The organism is Paraburkholderia suaedae, assembly GCF_040812055.1.
Taxonomy (GTDB): Bacteria; Pseudomonadota; Gammaproteobacteria; order Burkholderiales; family Burkholderiaceae; genus Paraburkholderia.
Genome location: NZ_JBFOAH010000008.1, coordinates 156,584 through 175,854, shown reverse-complemented (window position 1 = coordinate 175,854; position 19,271 = coordinate 156,584). Strand labels below are relative to the sequence as shown.

General features: G+C 65.6%; 13 protein-coding genes. 6 read left to right on the top strand and 7 right to left on the bottom strand.

The window, feature by feature from the left end; genetic code table 11:
• Positions 1-58 precede the first annotated feature (58 nt).
• The 4 genes from glgX to treY all read left to right on the top strand — a co-directional run bounded on the left by glgX (position 59) and on the right by treY (position 9,468).
• On the top strand, positions 59-2,278 hold the full coding sequence (gene glgX, locus ABQJ48_RS14155; RefSeq protein WP_367838631.1) for a glycogen debranching protein GlgX: 2,220 nt from the start codon (positions 59-61) through the stop codon (positions 2,276-2,278).
• Positions 2,279-2,480: 202 nt separating this feature from the next.
• Complete coding sequence (gene treZ, locus ABQJ48_RS14150) at positions 2,481-4,403, top strand: malto-oligosyltrehalose trehalohydrolase (RefSeq protein ID WP_367838630.1); 1,923 nt, start codon at positions 2,481-2,483, stop codon at positions 4,401-4,403.
• Positions 4,400-6,610: a 4-alpha-glucanotransferase gene (gene malQ, locus ABQJ48_RS14145; RefSeq protein ID WP_367838629.1), complete on the top strand. Its 2,211-nt coding sequence runs from the start codon at positions 4,400-4,402 to the stop codon at positions 6,608-6,610. The genes treZ and malQ overlap by 4 nt, the downstream gene beginning before the upstream one ends.
• Entirely contained in the window at positions 6,607-9,468 is a 2,862-nt protein-coding gene (gene treY / locus ABQJ48_RS14140) for a malto-oligosyltrehalose synthase (RefSeq protein WP_367838628.1), read from the top strand. The genes malQ and treY overlap by 4 nt, the downstream gene beginning before the upstream one ends.
• Positions 9,469-9,503: 35 nt before the next feature.
• On the opposite strand, the gene ABQJ48_RS14135 is transcribed toward treY, so the two are convergent.
• Entirely contained in the window at positions 9,504-10,847 is a 1,344-nt protein-coding gene (locus tag ABQJ48_RS14135; protein ID WP_367838627.1) for a hemolysin family protein, read from the bottom strand.
• Positions 10,848-10,942: 95 nt separating this feature from the next.
• Positions 10,943-11,749 (bottom strand): sensor histidine kinase, encoded by an 807-nt coding sequence (locus tag ABQJ48_RS14130; RefSeq protein ID WP_367838626.1) that lies wholly within the window; start codon positions 11,747-11,749, stop codon positions 10,943-10,945.
• A gap of 185 nt (positions 11,750-11,934) precedes the next feature.
• On the opposite strand from ABQJ48_RS14130, the gene ABQJ48_RS14125 reads away from it, so the two are divergent.
• On the top strand, positions 11,935-12,276 hold the full coding sequence (locus ABQJ48_RS14125; protein ID WP_367838625.1) for an FKBP-type peptidyl-prolyl cis-trans isomerase: 342 nt from the start codon (positions 11,935-11,937) through the stop codon (positions 12,274-12,276).
• Between the two features lie 46 nt (positions 12,277-12,322).
• Positions 12,323-13,102, top strand: a complete 780-nt coding sequence (locus ABQJ48_RS14120; protein WP_367838624.1) for an AraC family transcriptional regulator — start codon at positions 12,323-12,325, stop codon at positions 13,100-13,102.
• Positions 13,103-13,205: 103 nt separating this feature from the next.
• Here ABQJ48_RS14120 and ABQJ48_RS14115 read toward each other — a convergent pair whose 3' ends face one another.
• From ABQJ48_RS14115 to folC, 5 genes are all read right to left on the bottom strand, one after another.
• On the bottom strand, positions 13,206-14,396 hold the full coding sequence (locus ABQJ48_RS14115; protein ID WP_367838623.1) for an O-succinylhomoserine sulfhydrylase: 1,191 nt from the start codon (positions 14,394-14,396) through the stop codon (positions 13,206-13,208).
• A 289-nt stretch (positions 14,397-14,685) separates the two neighbouring features.
• A complete protein-coding gene (purF, locus tag ABQJ48_RS14110; RefSeq protein WP_367838622.1) occupies positions 14,686-16,236 on the bottom strand; it encodes an amidophosphoribosyltransferase in 1,551 nt (516 codons plus the stop codon).
• Positions 16,237-16,404: 168 nt separating this feature from the next.
• Positions 16,405-16,899 (bottom strand): CvpA family protein, encoded by a 495-nt coding sequence (locus ABQJ48_RS14105; protein WP_367838621.1) that lies wholly within the window; start codon positions 16,897-16,899, stop codon positions 16,405-16,407.
• 7 nt (positions 16,900-16,906) lie between these two features.
• On the bottom strand, positions 16,907-17,827 hold the full coding sequence (locus ABQJ48_RS14100) for an SPOR domain-containing protein (RefSeq protein ID WP_367838620.1): 921 nt from the start codon (positions 17,825-17,827) through the stop codon (positions 16,907-16,909).
• Positions 17,828-17,856: 29 nt separating this feature from the next.
• Complete coding sequence (folC, locus tag ABQJ48_RS14095) at positions 17,857-19,167, bottom strand: bifunctional tetrahydrofolate synthase/dihydrofolate synthase (RefSeq protein WP_367838619.1); 1,311 nt, start codon at positions 19,165-19,167, stop codon at positions 17,857-17,859.
• Positions 19,168-19,271: the final 104 nt, after the last annotated feature.

Below are 19,271 nucleotides of genomic sequence, written 5' to 3'. Positions count from 1 at the left end.
CGCCCGATGCATGAAGACCCAGGCTGGCATTGAATAAATCAGAACTGGAAGGGGAATCATGTCGCATGCAATGCCCGACCGGCTTTTGCCCGGTTCGCCGTATCCGCTCGGCGCCAGCTGGGATGGCCTGGGCGTCAACTTTGCGGTGTTTTCGGCGAATGCGCAAAAAATCGAGCTTTGCCTGTTCGACCCCACCGGGCGCAAGGAGATTCGCCGCTTCCCCTTGCCCGAATGCACCGACGAGGTCTGGCACGGCTATTTGCCGAACGCACATCCGGGCACCGCTTACGGCTTTCGCGCGCATGGGCCGTATCAGCCGCATCAGGGACACCGCTTCAATCCGCACAAGCTGCTGCTCGACCCGTATGCGCGCAAACTCGTCGGGCAGTTCCGCTGGTCCGATGCGCTGTTCGGATATCGCGTGCATTCGAATCGCGCCGACCTCTCCATCGACCGGCGCGACTCGGCGCCGGCCATGCCGAAATGCGTGGTGATCGACGAAGCGTTCGACTGGTCGCACGACAAGCGCCCGGACGTGCCGTGGGGCGAGACCATCATCTTCGAAACGCATGTGCGCGGCGTCTCCATGCTGCGCCCCGACTTGCGCCAGCATGAACGCGGCACGTTTGCCGCGCTGGCATCGCCGGAGTTCATCGAGCATTTGCTGAAGCTTGGCGTGACCGCGGTCGAATTGCTGCCGGTGCATGCGTTTCTCAACGACCGCTTCCTGGTGGAGCGCGGCCTGCGCAACTACTGGGGCTATAACAGCGCTGCGTTCTTCGCGCCGGAGCCGTCGTATCTGAGCACGCACCGGCTCGACGAAATGCGCATCGCAGTGCGCCAGTTGCACGCGGCAGGCATCGAGGTGTTTCTCGACGTGGTCTACAACCACACCTGCGAAGGCAACGAAATGGGCCCGACCGTCTCTTGGCGCGGTCTCGATAACGCGAGCTACTACCGCCTCGTGCCGGGCGACGAGCGTCACCATATCAACGACACAGGTTGCGGCAATACGCTGAACGTGCCGCACCCGCGCGTGCTGCAGATGGTGATGGATTCGCTGCGCTACTGGTCGAGCGCGTTCAACATCGACGGCTTTCGCTTCGATCTGGGCGTGACGCTCGGTCGCGAGCAGCATGGTTTCGATCCGGGCTCGGGCTTTTTCGACGCCCTGCGCCAGGACCCAATTCTTTCGCAACGCAAGGTGATCTCCGAGCCGTGGGACATCGGCCCCGGCGGCTATCAGTTAGGCAACCATCCGCCGGGCTTCGCCGAATGGAACGACCGTTTCCGCGACACGGTGCGCCGTTTCTGGCGCGGCGACGCGGGCTTGCGGCCCGACCTCGCCGCGCGCCTGACCGGCTCGGCCGATCTGTTCAACCGGCGCTTCAGGAAGCCGTGGGCGTCGATCAACTTCATTACGTCGCACGACGGCTTTACGTTGGCCGATGTCACCGCTTACGAACAGAAGCACAACGAAGCGAATCGCGAGGACAATAACGACGGCCATAACGAGAACTGCAGCCGCAACTGGGGCGTGGAAGGTCCGACCGACGATCCCGCGATTCTCGACACGCGCAAACGGGTGGCGCGCTCGCTGATCGCGACGCTGCTGATTGCCCTCGGCACGCCGATGGTGCTGGCCGGCGACGAAACGCTGCGCACCCAGCACGGCAACAACAATGCGTACTGCCAGGACAATGAAATCTCATGGCTCGACTGGGAGCGTGCAAGCTCGCCGGACGGCCGGCAGCTGACCGACTTCGTCGCGCGCGTGATCGCTTTGCGCAAGCATCATCCGCTGCTGCGGGAAACGCGTTTTCTGTTCGGCGACCGTGAAGTGCTGCCGGGACTGTTCGATGTCGGCTGGTTCGACGAACACGGCGACCCGCTCACCATCGAGGCGTGGGAAGACCCTGAAGGCCGCGCGTTCACGCTGCGTCGCGCGGGGCCGGGCTTGAACGGCGAAACGGAAGTATTGTTGATGATGCTCAACGCACACGAGGAAGCACGGCGCTTCACACCGCCCGCCCCGCACCTGGAATGGCACGTGCTGCTAGATACTGCCGAACCGGAGCGCGGGCCGCATCGGCTGGCGGCGGCCGAGATCGAGGTGGCCGCGCACGGGCTCGTGATGCTGGCCGCACAGCCGGTGGGCGAAGCGGACTGGCAGGCGGGCTGGAAAGCCGGCGCTCAGCATGGGCTGCGCCTTTTGACGGCGCTGCCGCCGGATCCGGGCGGGCATGAGGGGAGCAGCGACACGCCGCCGAGCGCGTAGACACGAGCGCCGTAACCGCGAAGTTGCGGGGAGGCAACGGCGCGGCGGCGGCCGGATCGCAGCGGGATCGCAGTACGAACACACATGCATGGCGGCCGCGTGTTCAGGTGCGCTTGCTCGACAAGCGCTTCGTAGCGAAGCGCACAACGCAAGGCGCACAAGCACAACGCGGCTCGACAGTACCCTGGAATGGTGAAGAATCATGTCTGAAACTCCGATCGACCCTCACGCGCATCATCACGCGCACTGCCTGCCGTTCAGCGCGCAACTGCTCGGCGCCGCAGGCACGCAACCGCGCACGCGATTCCGTTTCTGGGCGCCTTCGTGCAAAACAGTGCAAGTCGCGATCGAAAGCGGACCGGCGCAAGGCATGCACGACATGACGCCGACCGGCAACGGCTGGTTCGAAGCAACCGTGGAGGGCGGCGCGGGCATGCTGTACCGCTTCCGGCTCGACGACGGACAGCTGGTGCCCGATCCGGCGTCGCGCTTTCAGCCGCAGGACGTGCATGGGCCGAGCGAAGTCATCGACCCGCGCGCGTACCGTTGGGAACACACCAGCTGGCATGGCCGGCCATGGGAAGAGACGGTGCTGTACGAACTGCACGTGGGCGCGCTGGGCGGCTACGCGGGCGTGCAGCAGCGCTTGCCGGCGCTCGCCGCGCTCGGCGTCACCGCAATCGAACTGATGCCCCTGAACGATTTCCCCGGCAAGCGCAACTGGGGTTATGACGGCGTGCTGCCCTATGCGCCCGACTCCGCCTACGGCCGCCCCGACGAACTGAAGGCGCTGATCGACGCCGCGCACGGTCTTGGCCTGATGGTGTTTCTCGATGTGGTCTACAACCACTTCGGGCCGGACGGCAATTATCTGCACGCGTATGCCCGCCCGTTTTTCCGTGAAGGCACGCATACGCCGTGGGGACCGGCCATCGATTTCGGCCGCAGCGAGGTGAGCGACTTCTTTACCGACAACGCCGTCTACTGGATCAACGAATATCGCATCGACGGGCTGCGTTTCGATGCGGTGCACGCGATCGACGATCATGCGTGGCTGCGCGAGCTCTCCGACCACATCCGCGCGAAGGTGCAGCATGGCCGGCACGTGCATCTGGTGCTGGAAAACGAGCACAACTCGGCGAGCCTGCTGGAAACGCACTACGACGCGCAATGGAACGACGACGCGCACAACACGCTGCACGTGCTGCTGACCGGCGAAACGGAAGGCTACTACCACGCGTACGAGGACCAGCCGATCCGCCGTCTCGCGCGCGTGCTGGCGGAGGGCTTCGCTTATCAGGGCGACCCGTCGCCGATTCACGACGGCAAACCGCGCGGCGAACCGAGCGGGCATCTGCCGCCCACATCGTTCGTGATGTTTCTGCAGAACCACGATCAGATCGGCAACCGCGCATTCGGCGAGCGGCTTCGCAAGCTGACGTCGGACGACGCGTTGCGCGCGGCCACGGGCCTGCTGCTGCTGTCGCCGCAAATCCCGCTGCTGTTCATGGAGGAGGAATACGGCTCAACGCAGCCCTTCCTGTTCTTCACCGACTACACCGGCGAACTCGCTGACGCGGTGCGCGAAGGACGGCGCCGCGAATTCGCCCGCTTTTCGTCGTTCAGCGATGAGACGCGGCGCGCGCAGATTCCCGATCCGAACGACGAGAAGACGTTCGCCGCTTCATCGCCGCCGGCACCGGATCAGGCGTCCGCGCAAAACGACGCGGACGCGAAAGACCGGCTCGACTGGATGCACTTCTACAAGTCGGCGCTCACCGTGCGCGCCAAGCTCATCACGCCGCGTCTGCAGCACAGCAAGGCGCTGGGCGCGACCGTGCTAGGCGCGGCCGGCGGCGGCGATGCCAACGCGCTCGTCGCGCGCTGGCAACTTTGCGACGGCGAGACGCTGTCCATCGCGCTGAATCTGTCGAAGCAAAGCGTCGCGTTCGACGACGTCCCCGCCGGCAAGGTGATTTTCGAAACGCCGCCGCGCGTGCGCGAGCAGATCGATGTCGGCACGCTGCCGCCGAACACGTTCGTCGCGTGGTTGACCGGCGACGTCAGCGACTTCGCGATCAGACACGACGCTCGCATCGCGGGCCAACAGGAGCGCCGCGCGTGACTACCCGACGATCAGGCGAGACGATCGCCACGCTCGCGAGCCGCGCCGGCTTCGAAGTGGAATGGCAGGACGCACACCACACGACCCAGCGCGTGCCGGAGCGCACCCTCGCGATACTGCTCGAAAAGATGGGCCTGCCATGCGGCAATGCCACGCAAATCCGCCAGAGCGCCGCTGCGCTGGGGGCCGAACTGTCGGGCCGCAGAATGCCGCCGCTGATGACCGCCGAGCTCGGGCGCGGCATCGCGCTGCCGGTAGCGGCGGTCAAGTCCGGCAGCCACTACCGGATGGAACTCGAAAGCGGCTCGATCATCGATGGCCGCTTCACTGCGCCCAAGGGCGAAGAGGCCTTGCTCGCACCGATCGACGAGGCCGGCTACCACACGCTCGTCATCAACGATCAGCGCGTGACGCTGGCCGTCGCGCCTTCGCGCTGCTACACCGTCGACGATGCCTGGCGCGCGCTCAATCCCGACGACGCGGCGCCGGCGCGGCCGCCGCTGTGGGGCATCGCCGCGCAGCTCTATGGCTTGCGGCGCAGCGGTGACGGCGGCATCGGCAGCTACTCGGCGCTCGCGCACGCCGCCGTCGAAAGCGCGCGGCGCGGCGCGCATGCGCTCGCCGTCAGTCCGACGCACGCGATGTTCAGCGCCGAGCCGAGTCGCTTCAGCCCGTACTCGCCGTCCTCACGTCTGTGGCTGAACGTCACGCATATCGATCCCGCCGCGGTGTTCGGGGCCGATGCGGCACGCGCTGCGCTCGAAGCCGCCCAGGCCGGCGACGCATGGTCGGCATTGGAAGCCTTGCCGCTGATCGACTGGCCGAATGCGGTCAAGCTGAAGCTGAAGGTCCTGCGCACACTCTACGAGCAGTTCAGCGCACAGGAACGCGGCCAGGACACGCCGCGCGCACTCGAATTCCACGGTTTCTGCGAGCGCGCCGGCCGCGCGCTCGAAGACCACGCGCGCTTCGAAGCGCTGCAAGCCGCGCAACTCGCGCAAGGCGGCAACGGACATTGGCGCGACTGGCCCGAGGCGTTGCGCGATCCGCGCAGCCCGGAAGTGGAGGCCTTCGCCGACGCCCATCGTCACGAGGTCACCTTCCATCTGTTTCTGCAATGGCTCGCCGCGAAGGGTCTGTCGCACGCGCAGCACGCGGCGCGCGACGCCGGCATGGCCGTCGGCCTGATCGCCGACCTCGCGGTGGGCTGCGACAGCGCCGGCAGTCATGCGTGGTCGTATCGCGACGACATGCTGCAACGCGTGTCGGTCGGCGCGCCGCCGGATCTGTTCAATCAGGCCGGCCAGACATGGGGCCTCACCACCTTCTCGCCGCGCGCCATGCGCACGCAGGGGTTCTCCGCATTCATCGATATGCTGCGCGCCGCCTTCGCGCACGCCGGTGGCATCCGCATCGACCACATTCTCGGCTTGCGCCGGCTCTGGCTCGTGCCCGAAGGCGAAAGCGCGCGCAACGGCGCGTACCTGCGCTATCCGCTCGAAGACCTGCTGCGGCTGATCGCGCTCGAATCGTGGCGACATCGCGCGATCGTGATCGGCGAGGATCTCGGCACCGTGCCGCCCGGTTTTCGCGAGCGGCTCGATGAGCACGGCATCGCCGGCATTCGCGTGCTGTGGTTCGAACGCGCGGTCGACGGCAACGATTTCAAGCCGCCGCAGGAGTGGGACCGCAATGCGGTCGGCACGACCACCACGCACGATCTGCCGACCGTCGCCGGCTGGTGGCGCGGCAGCGACATTGCGTGGCGCAACCGGATCGGCCAGACGAGCGCACGGCCCGACGGCCAGGACCCCGAGGAAGCCGCACACGAGGAGCGCACGAGCGATCGCGCCGCGTTGTGGCGCGCATTCCAGCAAGCCGGCGTGGCCGCGCCGGATGTGTCCGCGCCGCCGCCCGACAGTGCGCCCGTCGACGAAGCGCTCGCCTTTGTGGCGGCCACGCCCGGGCCGCTCGTCACGTTGCCGCTCGAAGATCTGCTGGCGCTCGACGAGCAGCCGAATCTGCCCGGCTCGATCGACGAGCATCCGAACTGGCGCCGCCGCCTGAGCTTGTCGATCGACGAATTATTCGACGACGAGGACTTCAACGATCGTTTGCTGGCGGTCGATCGCGCGCGCCGCGCGGCGAGCGCTCCCGTTCCACCTGCCGCTCCTCCCACCGCTTCTTCGGAGCCTGATACGCCATGACCGTCCCGCGCTCCACGCTGCGCCTCCAGTTTCATCGAGGCTTCACCTTCGACGACGCCGCCAGGCACGTCGACTATTTCGCCGCGCTCGGCATCAGCCACGTGTACGCGTCGCCCGTCACGACCGCCGAGCCGGGCTCGATGCACGGCTACGACACCGTCGACTACACGCAGGTCAGCGCCGAATGCGGCGGCGAGGCGGCCCTCAAGCGCCTGGTCGACACATTGCGCGCGCACGGCATGGGTCTGATCGTCGACGTGGTGCCGAACCATATGGGCGTCGGTGGTTCGAGCAACACGTGGTGGCTCGACATTCTCGAATGGGGCCGGCATAGCGCGTATGCGCGGCATTTCGATGTCGACTGGCATTCGCCCGATCCTGCGCTGCGCGGCAAGGTGCTGCTGCCGACGCTCGGCGCGCCCTACGGCGAAGAACTCGCGGCGGGCCGCATCGCGCTGCATTTCGCGGCCGACAGCGGCCGTTTTTACATTGGCTACGGTCCACACGTGTTTCCGGTGTGCCCGATCGATTACGCAGCGATCTTGCAAAGCGCCGAGCGCGTCGATCTCGGTGCGCTCGCGGAGCGCTTTCACGGACTGACCACGCAGCCCGCCGATCAGCCGCGCGCCGCCGAAGTGCGCGACGCGTTGCGCGAATTCGTCGCGCGAAACGGCGATGCGGCGCTCGAATTCGTGTTGCACGCTTATGCGCCCGACGATCCGGTCACGCGCGACCGGTTGCATCGGCTGCTCGAGCGACAGCACTTTCGGCTCGCGTGGTGGCGCACCGCGTCGGATGAAGTGAACTGGCGACGCTTCTTCGACATCTCGACGCTGGCCGGCGTGCGTGTGGAACGACCGGAAGTCTTCGAGGCGGTGCATGCACTGATTTTTCGTCTGTATCAGGAAGGCGTGGTGGACGGGTTGCGCATCGACCATGTCGACGGCCTCGCCGAGCCACGCGAATACTGCCAGCGTTTGCGGCAGCGGCTCACGGAACTGCGCGATACGACGCCCTACGTGGTGGTCGAAAAGATTCTCGCGCGCGGCGAACCGCTGCGCGACGACTGGCCCGTCGACGGCACCACGGGCTACGATTTCATGAACGACGTGGGCGCGCTGCTGCACGATCCGGCCGGCGCCGAGCCGCTCGCGCGAACGTGGACGGAACTGACCGGCCGCAGCGCGTCGTTCGCCGACGAAGCACTGGCCGCGCGCCGCAAGGTTCTCGCGGAGAACCTCTCGGCGGAACTGGACCGCGCGGCGCGCGCGTTGCATCGTATCGCGCGCGATTCGCTCACCACGCGCGACTTCACTTACACGACGCTGCGCCGCGTACTCGCCGAGCTCGTCGTGCATTTCCCGGTGTATCGGATCTATCCGCAAAACGGTATGCGCAGCGCCGTCGACAACCTCTATTTCGAGCAGGCGCTGGCCGGCGCGACAGCGGCGCTGTCGCGCGCGGACCACGCAGCGCTCGATCGCGTGAATGCCTGGCTCGGCGGCAGCGCCGACGACGCGCCCGCGGCGCGGCCCAGCGCGCCGCAACAGTTGCAGACACTGAACGGCATGCCCCCCACTCATGCAGGCTCCGCGCGACGCACCGCACAGACGCTTTTCTCGCAACTCACCGCGCCCGTCGCCGCCAAGGCGGTCGAGGATACCGCCTGCTATCGGTATGGCCGCCTGCTGTCGCGCAGCGAAGTCGGCGCGGACCCTGGCGAACTGGCGTTATCGGTCGAGCGCTTTCACGCGGGCAATCTGGAGCGCTCGCAACGCTTCCCGCACACACTGCTCGCCACTGCCACGCACGATCACAAACGCGGTGAGGACGTGCGCGCACGGCTCGCGGTGCTCAGCGAGATCGCCGAGGAATGGGGCGCGACGTTGCGCGAGTGGTCCACGCTGAACGCGCCGCACCGCCGCGCGCTCGACGGCAAGCCGATCAGCAGCGTCAGCCAGGACAGGAGCGATGCATGGGCGCCCGGCCCCGCCGCCGAAGCGATGCTGTATCAAACGCTGGTGGGCTGCTGGCCGCCCCACTTGCAGCCCGACGACGAAGCAGGCGTCAAGGAACTGGCCGAGCGCGTCGCGCAATGGCAATTGAAGGCGCTGCGCGAAGCCAAGCTGCGAACCAGCTGGCTCGCCCCGGACGAAGCCTATGAAGCCGGTTGCCGCGAGTTCCTGTTTGACATCCTCTCGCCACAGCGGCGCGACGGCTTTCTCAAGGAACTGTCCGCGTTCGTCGCGCGGATCGGCCGCGCCGGCGCGCTGAACAGTTTGCAGCAGACGGTGTTGCGGCTGGCATCGCCGGGCATTCCTGATCTTTACCAAGGCACCGAGTTGTGGGACTTCAGCCTGGTCGATCCGGACAATCGCCGGCCTGTCGATTTCGCCAAACGGGCAGCATGCCTTGCGCAAACGCCGCCGTCCGAATGTATGCCGGACTGGCGCGACGGACGCGTGAAACTCGCGGTGATCCAGCGTGTGCTGGCGCTGCGCGCACATTTGCCGGAGCTGCTGAGTCAGAGCACGTATTTGCCACTCACCGTGCGGGGTGAACACGCGTCGAATGTCATTGCGTTTGCGCGCCGCCATGGCAATGCATGGGCCGTCGTGGTGGCGACTCGGCTCGCGGCCGGCCTGCTCGATGCAGACGGCGACCTGCCGCTCGTCAATCCGGAGAAGTGGGCGGACACGGCGGTGGACATGCCGTCGGATCTGTCCGCGCGGGCATTGTTCGACTGGCTGAGTCCAGCGGCGCCGAAGGTCGATGAAAACGGCCTGCTGTATTTGCGCGACGCGTTGACGGCGATGCCGATCGCGGTGCTGGTCGAGGATGGCGTGCCGCGCAGTTGAGTTTTTTTTGCTAGCCGCAGCCGGTTGGCCTGCGGCTAGCCGCCTTCGTCGTCGAATAGCTTCGGGTACACGCGCACGAGCACGATGCGCGGCCCTTTCATCTTTTTCACCACCACGTCGAAGCGGTCGAATTCCACGCGCTGTCCTTCGCTGGGCAGATCGTTCAGCGCCTGGATGACGAGGCCGCCCACCGATTCGGCTTTGCCCTCGTCTATGTCGATACCCAACGCGCGCTCCAGCGACACCACCGGCAAGCTGCCCTTGCCCATCAGTGTGCCGTCGTCCATGCGCGTCCAGTCGGCGTCGCCCTGACGGAACTCGTCGTGGATCTGGCCGACCAGTGCGCCTAGCAGATTGTCGAGCGTGAGAAAGCCGATCGGCTTCGAATTCTTGTGGCCCACGAGCGCGAAATGCGGCGCGCCCTTGCGAAAGCGGCGAAACAGTTCCAGCGCCGGCATGTCCGGCTTCACGTATTGCACGGGGCGCGCGTAGTGCGACAGGTCGTCGAGCGTGCTGCCCGCGTGACGCGCCAGCAGCAGGTCCTTCAAATGGATCATGCCGGCTACCCGTTCGCCTGACGCGTCCTGAAACAGCGGATAGCGGCTGAAGCGGTGCCGCGCGACCGTCTGCATGTTCTCGCGCAATGGCAGATCGCGCCGCAAACCGATCATTTCATACGCCGGGCGCATCAGGTCCGACACGCTCATGCGCGAGAAGTCGAGCGAGTGCGCGATCGTGTTCCACTCGTCCTGGCTGTAGGCGCCGTCGGGCGAGCCCAGTTCGGTCGCGAGGTTGGTGCGGCGGCCGCGCAGGATCAGCTTGAGTTCGTCGGTCGAGTAATGCGAGTCGTGACCGTGATCCGCGTCGAGCCCGGCGAATTTCAGCACCGCGTTGGCGCTCGAATTGAGCATCCAGATCGCGGGATACATCGCCCAATAGAAAGCGTACAGCGGCACGGCGGCCCACAGCGAGACTTTTTCCGCCTCGCGGATGGCCAGCGATTTCGGCGCGAGTTCGCCCACCACGATATGCAGAAAAGAAATGCACGAGAACGCGAAGAACAGCGAAATGGCGTGGATCAGCGCCTGCGATTGCACGCCGATCAGCCTGAGCAGCGGCGAGAGCAGTTGTGCGAACGCCGGCTCGCCGATCCAGCCAAGCCCGAGCGACGCGAGCGTAATGCCGAGTTGACAGGCGGACAGATAGGCGTCGAGCCGGCCGTGCACCCTGGCGAGCAGCCGTCCGCGCAAGCCGTGCCGGGCGGTAAGGCTCTGCAGGCGGGTCCGCCGCAGCTTGACCAGACCGAATTCGGCGGCAACGAAAAAACCATTGAGGGCAACGAGAAGCAACGCACCGATAAGGGCGACGACCTGGATCAAAGCAAGGAGCTCCGGCGACAAAAGCTGTCAGTATAGAAGCTGAAAGCTCGATGAAACATCAATCGAGCACAAGTCGCCCGGCTAAAGATGAAGGCTCACTTGGGCGCCGTCGCGCTCAACGGCACACGCAGCGCGAGCGTGGCGGCGGCGTCGCTGGTGGCGTCGCTTTGTTCGAAGCTGCCGCCGTGCGCTTCCGCGACGCGCTTGCACAATGCAAAGACCCACCCAATGCGCTTCGCTTCGCGCGGCTCGCCGGCTTGCTTGCGGGCAAATGCCTCCAGCACATGAGGCAAGGCCGGGTCGTTCAGTGCCGTTTCGTTCGGCCGGTATGTGACGATGGCGTCCCACGTGCCCGTGTCGGCGCGCACCGCGACTGTGACCGCCGCGCCTTCGGCGCTCGCTTCGACCGCGAACGCGAGCATCACCCATAGCGCGGCGGCGAGGCGCTCGCGGTCGCCGTTCAGTTGCTCGGTGGCGAGTTGCGACTCCACCTCGATCTCGACGCCGCGCACGCGGGCGAGACCCGAGCGCACTTCCTCGATGGTTTCATCGAGGAGCGGATGCAGCGGAAACGGCGCATACGCAAGCGCCAGCGATCGGGTTTCGGCGCGCGTCGCATCGACGATCGTTTCGAGCAGCTTCACCTGCTGATCGACGCCGCTGCGAATGCCGGTGACCGCACGCTGCACGTTCGGGTCGTTTGCATCGAGCTTGCGCTCGAGCACATAGGCCCAGCTATGAATGGCGTTGAGCGGACCGCGCAGGTCGTGCGACACCAGCGACAGCACATGATCGCGCATGAACAGCGCGGTTTCGGCGCGCAGGCGTGCGGTGCGCTCGGAGACGGCGAAGCCGGATGCAACCGGCTGTGCACGACCAGTCCCGCTTGAAGACGTTGCCACGATCGACCCCTCACAGGCAGTGCTGGATGATTGAAAAAGCCCCATTATAGGCAAGCTGTCCGGCGCGGCCAGCCTGGGCAGACCGTCTATGTGGGCGCAAGCGGCGTGCCACGCGGTATGGTCCGGCGATGCGGCGCCAACACGCCTACAATGTCGGTTTTTACGATTTCATCGAGGAATAATTTATGTCGACTATGACAACCGAGTCCGGCCTGAAGTACGAGGACATCGTCGAAGGCACCGGCGCCGAAGCTGTGGCAGGCAAGACCGTCAGCGTGCACTACACCGGCTGGCTGACCGATGGCCAGAAGTTCGACTCGAGCAAGGACCGCAACGACCCGTTCGCGTTCGTGCTGGGCGGCGGCATGGTCATCAAGGGCTGGGACGAAGGCGTGCAAGGCATGAAGGTGGGCGGCACGCGCAAGCTGACCATTCCGCCGCAACTGGGCTACGGCGTGCGCGGCGCGGGTGGCGTGATTCCGCCGAATGCAACGCTGGTGTTCGAAGTCGAATTGCTCGACGTTTGAGCGATTCACTGTCTTTGCTATCGCGCATCGTCGACGGATTACAGCCGTGAGCCACGCTTGCGTCACCGCACCTAGCGTTTCCTTGCGCCGCTACGGCGCTTTGGAAGCCTCGGACGTGCACGACTTCCACCAGGTCGTGCTCGGGCTCGACGGCGCGATGGTGATGGCGGTCGACGGTGTCGCCCAGGAGATCGACGCCGGCTCCGCGTGGCTGATTCCCGCGGGTGCACGGCACGAGTACGCCGGGCTGGGCGAGAACCGCCAGTTGGTGCTGGATTTGCCGGCCGCGTCGCTGGCCGTACCGCAACGGCTGTTCGACCGCGCGCGCGCCGTGATGGTGGATGCGTCGCTCAGGCAGCTCGTGCAGCGAATCGCGGAGAATGCCACGGCTGATGCTCCCGGCCACGATCTGGACAGCCGGCGCTTCCACTGGGACGCCGCTGCGCGGCTGGGCGCAGCACTCGTCGCCGACACCGGTACGACGGGCAGCGCGCTAGCCGGCGGGGCCGGTCTCGACTTCGCGCGCATCGACCGCTGGCTGCGCGCGCATTTGTCGGAGCCGTTGCGCATCGCCGACCTGGCCGCGCATTGCGGTTTCGGCGTGCGGCGCTTCCACCAGCTTTTCATCGATGCGTTCGGCGAAACGCCGCACCGCTATTTGCAGCAGCTGCGGCTCGATACGTCGATCACGTTGCTCGCCGACCCGCGACTCTCATTGACCCATATCGCGCTTGAAATCGGCTTCGGCGATCAGAGTGCGTACACCCACGCGTTCACCCGGCGCTTCGGACGGGCGCCCGGTCAGTGGCGCGCGCTGCGATACTGACCCACGACTACGCTTGAGCGCGCGAGCCGCAGGAAGCCGCGGCCCGCTTTTCGCGGCCGGCAGCGCCGCTCACGCCGGCGCGCCTTGCATCATCGACCAGGAATCAACCGGCCAGCCCGCACTGCAGATCGCCGCGAATATCGCCGGCGTTTTCCAGACCCACGGCAAGCCGGATCAAACCTTCGCTGATGCCCGCTGCCGCCCGCGCTTCCGGCGTCACGCGAGCATGCGTGGTGGTCGCCGGGTGCGTGATCGTGGTGCGGGTATCGCCGAGGTTGCCGGTAATCGAGCACAGCTTCGTGTGGTCGATCACGCGCCAGGCGTTCTCGCGCATTTGCTCGGGCGTGTCGCCCTTCAGTTCGAACGACACGATCGCGCCGCCCGACTTCTGCTGCCGCATGGCGAGCGCATGCTGCGGATGCGACTCGAGCCCAGGATAGAACACGCGGTTCACCGCCGGATGTGCTTCCAGCCACCGTGCAATTTCCAGCGCATTCGCCGACTGCTTCTCGACCCGCAGCGACAGCGTTTCCATGCCCTTGAGCAGCACCCAGGCGTTGAACGCAGAAAGCGTCGGCCCCGCGCTGCGCACGAACGGGAACACCTTCTCCATGATGAATTTCTTCGAGCCGACCAGCGCGCCGCCTAGCACCCGCCCCTGGCCGTCGAGAAACTTGGTGGCCGAATGCATCACGACGTCCGCGCCGAGCTTCAGCGGCTGTTGCAGCGCGGGGCTGCAAAAGCAGTTATCGACTACGAACAGCGCGTTCGCCGCCTTCGCGACCTTGCTGATCGCTTCGATGTCGGCGACTTCGGTCAGCGGGTTCGACGGCGTTTCGAGGAAGAACATCTTCGTCTCGGGACGCACGGCGTTTTTCCACGCTTGCACGTCGGTCGGATCGACGAAAGTGGTCGTGATGCCGAACTTGCTGAAGATCTGCGAGAACATGCCGAGCGTCGACCCGAACAGCGCCTGCGAGCTCACCAGATGGTCGCCCGCCTGCAGCGTGGACATCACCACGGACATGATCGCGGCCATCCCCGACGCCGTCGCCATGCACGCTTCGCCGCCCTCCAGCGCGGCGAGTCGATCCTGGAACATCGACACCGTCGGGTTCGTGAAGCGCGAGTAGGTGTAGTTGTCCTCGGAGTTCTTGAAACGCTCGGCGGCGTCCGCGGCACTCTTGAACACAAAGCTCGAGGTCAGGAAGATCGCTTCCGAGTGCTCGTTGAAGTTGCTGCGCACGGTGCCCGAGCGGACTGCGAGCGTATCGAAGTTCAGGGAGTCGTCCATGGTGGTTGTGGTTTCCAATGTTCGATGGCTGCATTCGGCGCGGCTCGTCTGCGACGATGCGCAACGCCGGACAGCAGCAACAAAAAAGCCCGCTTTGCGTCGGCATAAGCGGGCTTCATGTGCGGGAAAAGCTGGAGCGGCAGGCGGATGAGTGCGGCTTTTTCCACCCTTCGCTTTAGCTGTTTCGGGTTGCCCCGCGTCCGCAAGCTGAGATCAAATCGACGCAAGCCGCCATGCTAACACGCTCATCGCGCGGCGTGCCACGCGCTGAGGCGGCAGCGCCGAGCGCTCAACCTACCGACAGTTGCAGATGCAATTGCGAACGCGCCGGACCACCACCGTCGATCGCTTCGCTCGCGGCATCGCGGTCCGATTGCGACGAAGGTGCGAGACGCGCCGTTTCGATGCGATCAAGGTACTCGGTCGTGACATCGCCGGTCACGTAGTTGCCGTCGAAGCACGACGCCTCGAACTCCTTGAGCGCCGGGTTGATGTCGCGCACAGCCTGCTTGAGCGCTGCGACGTCCTGATACACGAGATGGTCGGCGCCGATCATGCGCGCGACTTCTTCATCCGTGCGCCCGTGGGCGACGAGTTCGCCGCGCGTCGGCATGTCGATGCCATAGACGTTCGGGAATTTCACCGGCGGCGCCGCCGACGCGAAGATCACCTTGTTCGCGCCCGCATCGCGCGCCATCTGCACGATTTCGTGCGAGGTGGTGCCGCGCACGATCGAGTCGTCGACGATCAGCACGTTCTTGCCCTTGAACTCGATGCCCATCGCGTTCAGCTTTTGACGCACCGACTTCTTGCGCACCGCCTGGCCCGGCATGATGAACGTGCGCCCCACGTAACGGTTCTTGAAGAAGCCTTCGCGATACTCGACGCCCAGCTTCTTCGCGACCTGCATCGCGGCCGGACGGGACGAATCGGGAATCGGCATCACGACGTCGATCGCGACATCGGGCAGTTCGCGCCGGATCTTCTCGGCGAGGTAGTCGCCCATGCGCAGACGCACGTTGTACACCGGCACGCCGTCGAGCACCGAGTCCGGACGCGCGAGATAGACGAGTTCGAAAATGCAGGGGTTCAGGCTCGGGCTCAACGCGCACTGCTGCGAATGCAGTTGGCCGTCGATGTCGATGAATATCGCCTCGCCCGGCGCCACGTCGCGCACGAACTCGAAGCCAATGCCTTCGATCGCCACCGATTCCGACGCCAGCATCCACTCGACGCCTTCAGCCGTTTCCTGTTTGCCGAGGCACAGCGGACGAATCCCGAACGGGTCGCGAAAGCCCAGCAATCCGTAACCGGCGATCAGCGACACGATCGCGTACGACCCGCGCACCCGGCGATGCACGCCCGAGACCGCATTGAACAACGCGGCCGGATCGAGCTGCAGGCCGGAGCTGGCCAGCTGCAATTCGTGCGCGAGCACGTTGAGCATGACTTCGGTGTCGGAACTGGTATTGATGTGGCGCCGATCGATGCGGAACATCTCGTCTTTCAGCTGCCGCCAATTGGTCAGGTTGCCGTTGTGCGCGAGGATGATGCCGAACGGCGCATTGACGTAGAACGGCTGCGCCTCTTCTTCGCTCGATGCCGAACCCGCGGTCGGGTACCGCACCTGGCCGATACCGGACGTGCCGGGCAGGCTGCGCATGTTGCGCGTGCGGAACACGTCGCGCACCATGCCGTTGGCCTTGTGCATGTGGAAGTTGCTGCCGTTCGCTGTCGCGATGCCGGCGGCGTCCTGACCGCGGTGCTGCAAAAGCAGCAGGCTGTCATAGATCAGCTGGTTGACCGGAGAATGGGAAACTACGCCTACGATGCCGCACATGGCATGTCCTTCAAAGGTACGAAATTCGTCGTGGCGGCCGCTGCCTGCGTGGCGTCCCCAAGAAGCTTCCTTCGGGTCGTTCGCGATGCTACGCGACGGTACGCGCCGTTACGGCAAGGCAGCCGGTTTGCGCCGGAGTCCAGCGGCGTCCTGCTACTCGCTGTGTCGTCATACGCGGACGTAGACAGCGAGCGGCTCGGGAAGCAGCGGTTTCATCAAGTGCACGCCCTCGACCGCATAGGGCCTCAGCAGAGCGTTGCGCCAGAATTCCTGCTGGGGCAATTCGGTCAAGCCTGCGAGGGCGACCAGAATCAACACCAGAATGACCCCGCGCACGAGGCCGAACATCAAACCAAGCGAGCGGTCCACGCCGCCCAGGCCGGTTGCCTGCACGAGGCGGCTCATCAGCGCGCTTACCACGCTCGCCACCAGCACCACGCCGATCACGAGCAGCGCGAACGCCAGCAGCCACTGAGTCAACGCGCCGCCCGGCCAATGAGACGGCATATACGGCACCACGTAGCCGACGAATTCGCAGGCTATGAAAAATGCCGCGATCCAGCCGATCAGCCCGAATATCTCGGACAGAAAACCGCGCCATGTGCCCCGCAGCGCCGATAAACCGATCACCGCCATTACAGCGTAGTCGAAGGCCGTGAACATCGCTCGCTTAGTGCGCAGCGCCGTTGTTCGCGCCCGACGTCAAGCCGGCCTCGCGAACCTTCGCGATCGCGGCGCTTGCGGCTGCGCGGTCCGCGAATGGACCCGCGCGCAACAGTGTCAGCGTCGAGCCGTCTGCCTGCTTGCGATGTTCGGTATATGCGGGCACACCGGCGGCTTTCAACTTGGTGGCCCAACTGCGCGCGTTGGCGTCGTTCGCGAATGCGCCGAGCTGCACAGCGAAACGGTTGCCAGGCGGCGATGCGGGTGTGCCGGAATTCGCGTCTGCGCGAGCGGCGGCGCTGTTTATTTCGTCGTCGCTCGGGGCCGGCGCGCTTTCTGCGCTATGCGTGGCTGGCGTGCGGGCCGCTTTGGCGGGCGCGACGGGCGCAGCCGGTGCGGTATTGGCGGCGATAGCGGGCGCTGGCGGCTTCGCCGCAGGCTTGGCTGCCGGTGCCGGTGCCGGCGCATTATCGGCGTTAGCGCTTTGCTTTGCCGCGCCGGACTGAGCTGGCTGCGTTTGCGGCGTCGCCGCAAGGCCTGACGCGGCAAGGCCCGCGTCGGGCGTCGGATTGTCGGGCGCTACGCCCGCCTGGGTGTCTTCGGTGCTCTTGTGGGAGATCTTCGGCGCGGGCCGATTCGGAATGTCGATCGAAATGTCGTCGGTGACCGGCTTGGGATGCGAATCCAGCACCATTGGCAGAACGATCACCGCAGCCACGACCAGCGCAATCGCGCCGACCAACCGGCGCCGCGCGCGCTGCTTTTCCGGCAGCGTGGGATCGAGCAGCATCGCATCGGCCTCGACCGTGCGCTCGGTGCGGCGGGTGCGCCGCTCCACGCGCTCACTGCGGGCGGCCCGATTGGAACTGGTGTTTGCGCTGCGCCGGGTAGGCGCGTCGTCTTTCTTGCCGAACGAGAAAATTCCCATGAATCGCTTGGTTCGAGGCTGGCGCCCGTTCAGTGTTGCTGCGATTTCCGGTAGGCCATGACGCCTGCTACCGTATAGAAACTGCCGAAAACCACGATTCTATCATTCTCTGACGCACGTTTTAGCGCGTCTTGGAAAGCCTCTGCCGGTGTCGCGTAGCAAGTCACACTGCCGTCGGCGCTCGCTCCCACGCCCTGCTCGCGCAACGCCGCTTCGAGTTCTTTCGCCGAGGCCGCGCGTGGGGTCGGCAAATCGGTCACGCACCAATGGTCGATTTCGCCTTTCAGATGAGCCAATACGCCGGCAATGTCCTTGTCGCGCATCGCGCCGAACACCGCGTAGGTGTACGGAAAAAAACCCATGTTGCCGAGGTTTTGCGCCAGCACCGCGGCCGCATGCGGATTATGACCGACGTCCAGCACGACGGCCGGCTTGCCCGGCAACACCTGGAAACGTCCCGGCAGTTCGACGTTGGCGAGACCGAGCCGGATGTCCTGCGCCGATACCGGCAAGCGATCGCGCAATGCTTCGAGACACGCGAGCGCGGCCGACGTATTGATCAGCTGGTTCGCGCCGCGCAGCGCGGGATAAGCGAGCGCGGAACGCCGCATGGTCGGACCGACGTAGCTCCATTGCTGACGCTCGCTGCCCGCCTGGCCTTCGTAGCGAAAATCGCGGCCGAACAGCCATAGTTCGGCACCGATCTTCTCAGCATGGTCGATCAGCGATTGCGGCGGCACGGGGTCCGCGCAGATGGCCGGCTTGCCCGGACGGAAGATACCGGCTTTTTCGAGGGCGATCTTCTCGCGCGTGTCGCCGAGATACTCCGTGTGATCGAGATCGATGCTGGTGATGATTGCGCAGTCCGTATCCAGAACATTCACCGCGTCGAGGCGACCGCCCAGGCCAACTTCGAAAATCACCGCATCGAGCCGGCGCGAGGCGAACAGGCTCATGATCGCCAGCGTCGTGAATTCGAAGTACGTCAGCGTGACTGGCTGCGCGAGGCTTAGGCGCGCGGCTTCCACGGCTTCGAAGTGCGGCAGCAGATCCGCCTCGTTCGCCATTTCGCCGTTCACGCGCGCGCGTTCGTTGAACGCAAGCAGATGCGGCGAGGTGTGGCAGCCCACCGCAAACCCGGCCCGCAGCAGGATGGATTCGAGGATCGCGCACGTCGAGCCCTTGCCGTTCGTGCCGCCGACCGTGATGATCGGACAGGCGAACGACAGTTGCATCGCGTGGTGCACTTGGGAGATACGGCCCAAACCCATGTCGATGCCTACCGGATGCGCGGATTCGAGGTGCGTGAGCCACGCGTCGAGGGTGGGGAATGTGGTCATGGGGGTGAATCGCGAGTGGATCGGTTTTGGCGAGTGTGACGAAGATGCGCGGGCTTGGCGGCTGCGGCTGCGGCTGCGGCTGCGGCTGCGGCTGCGGCTGGCGA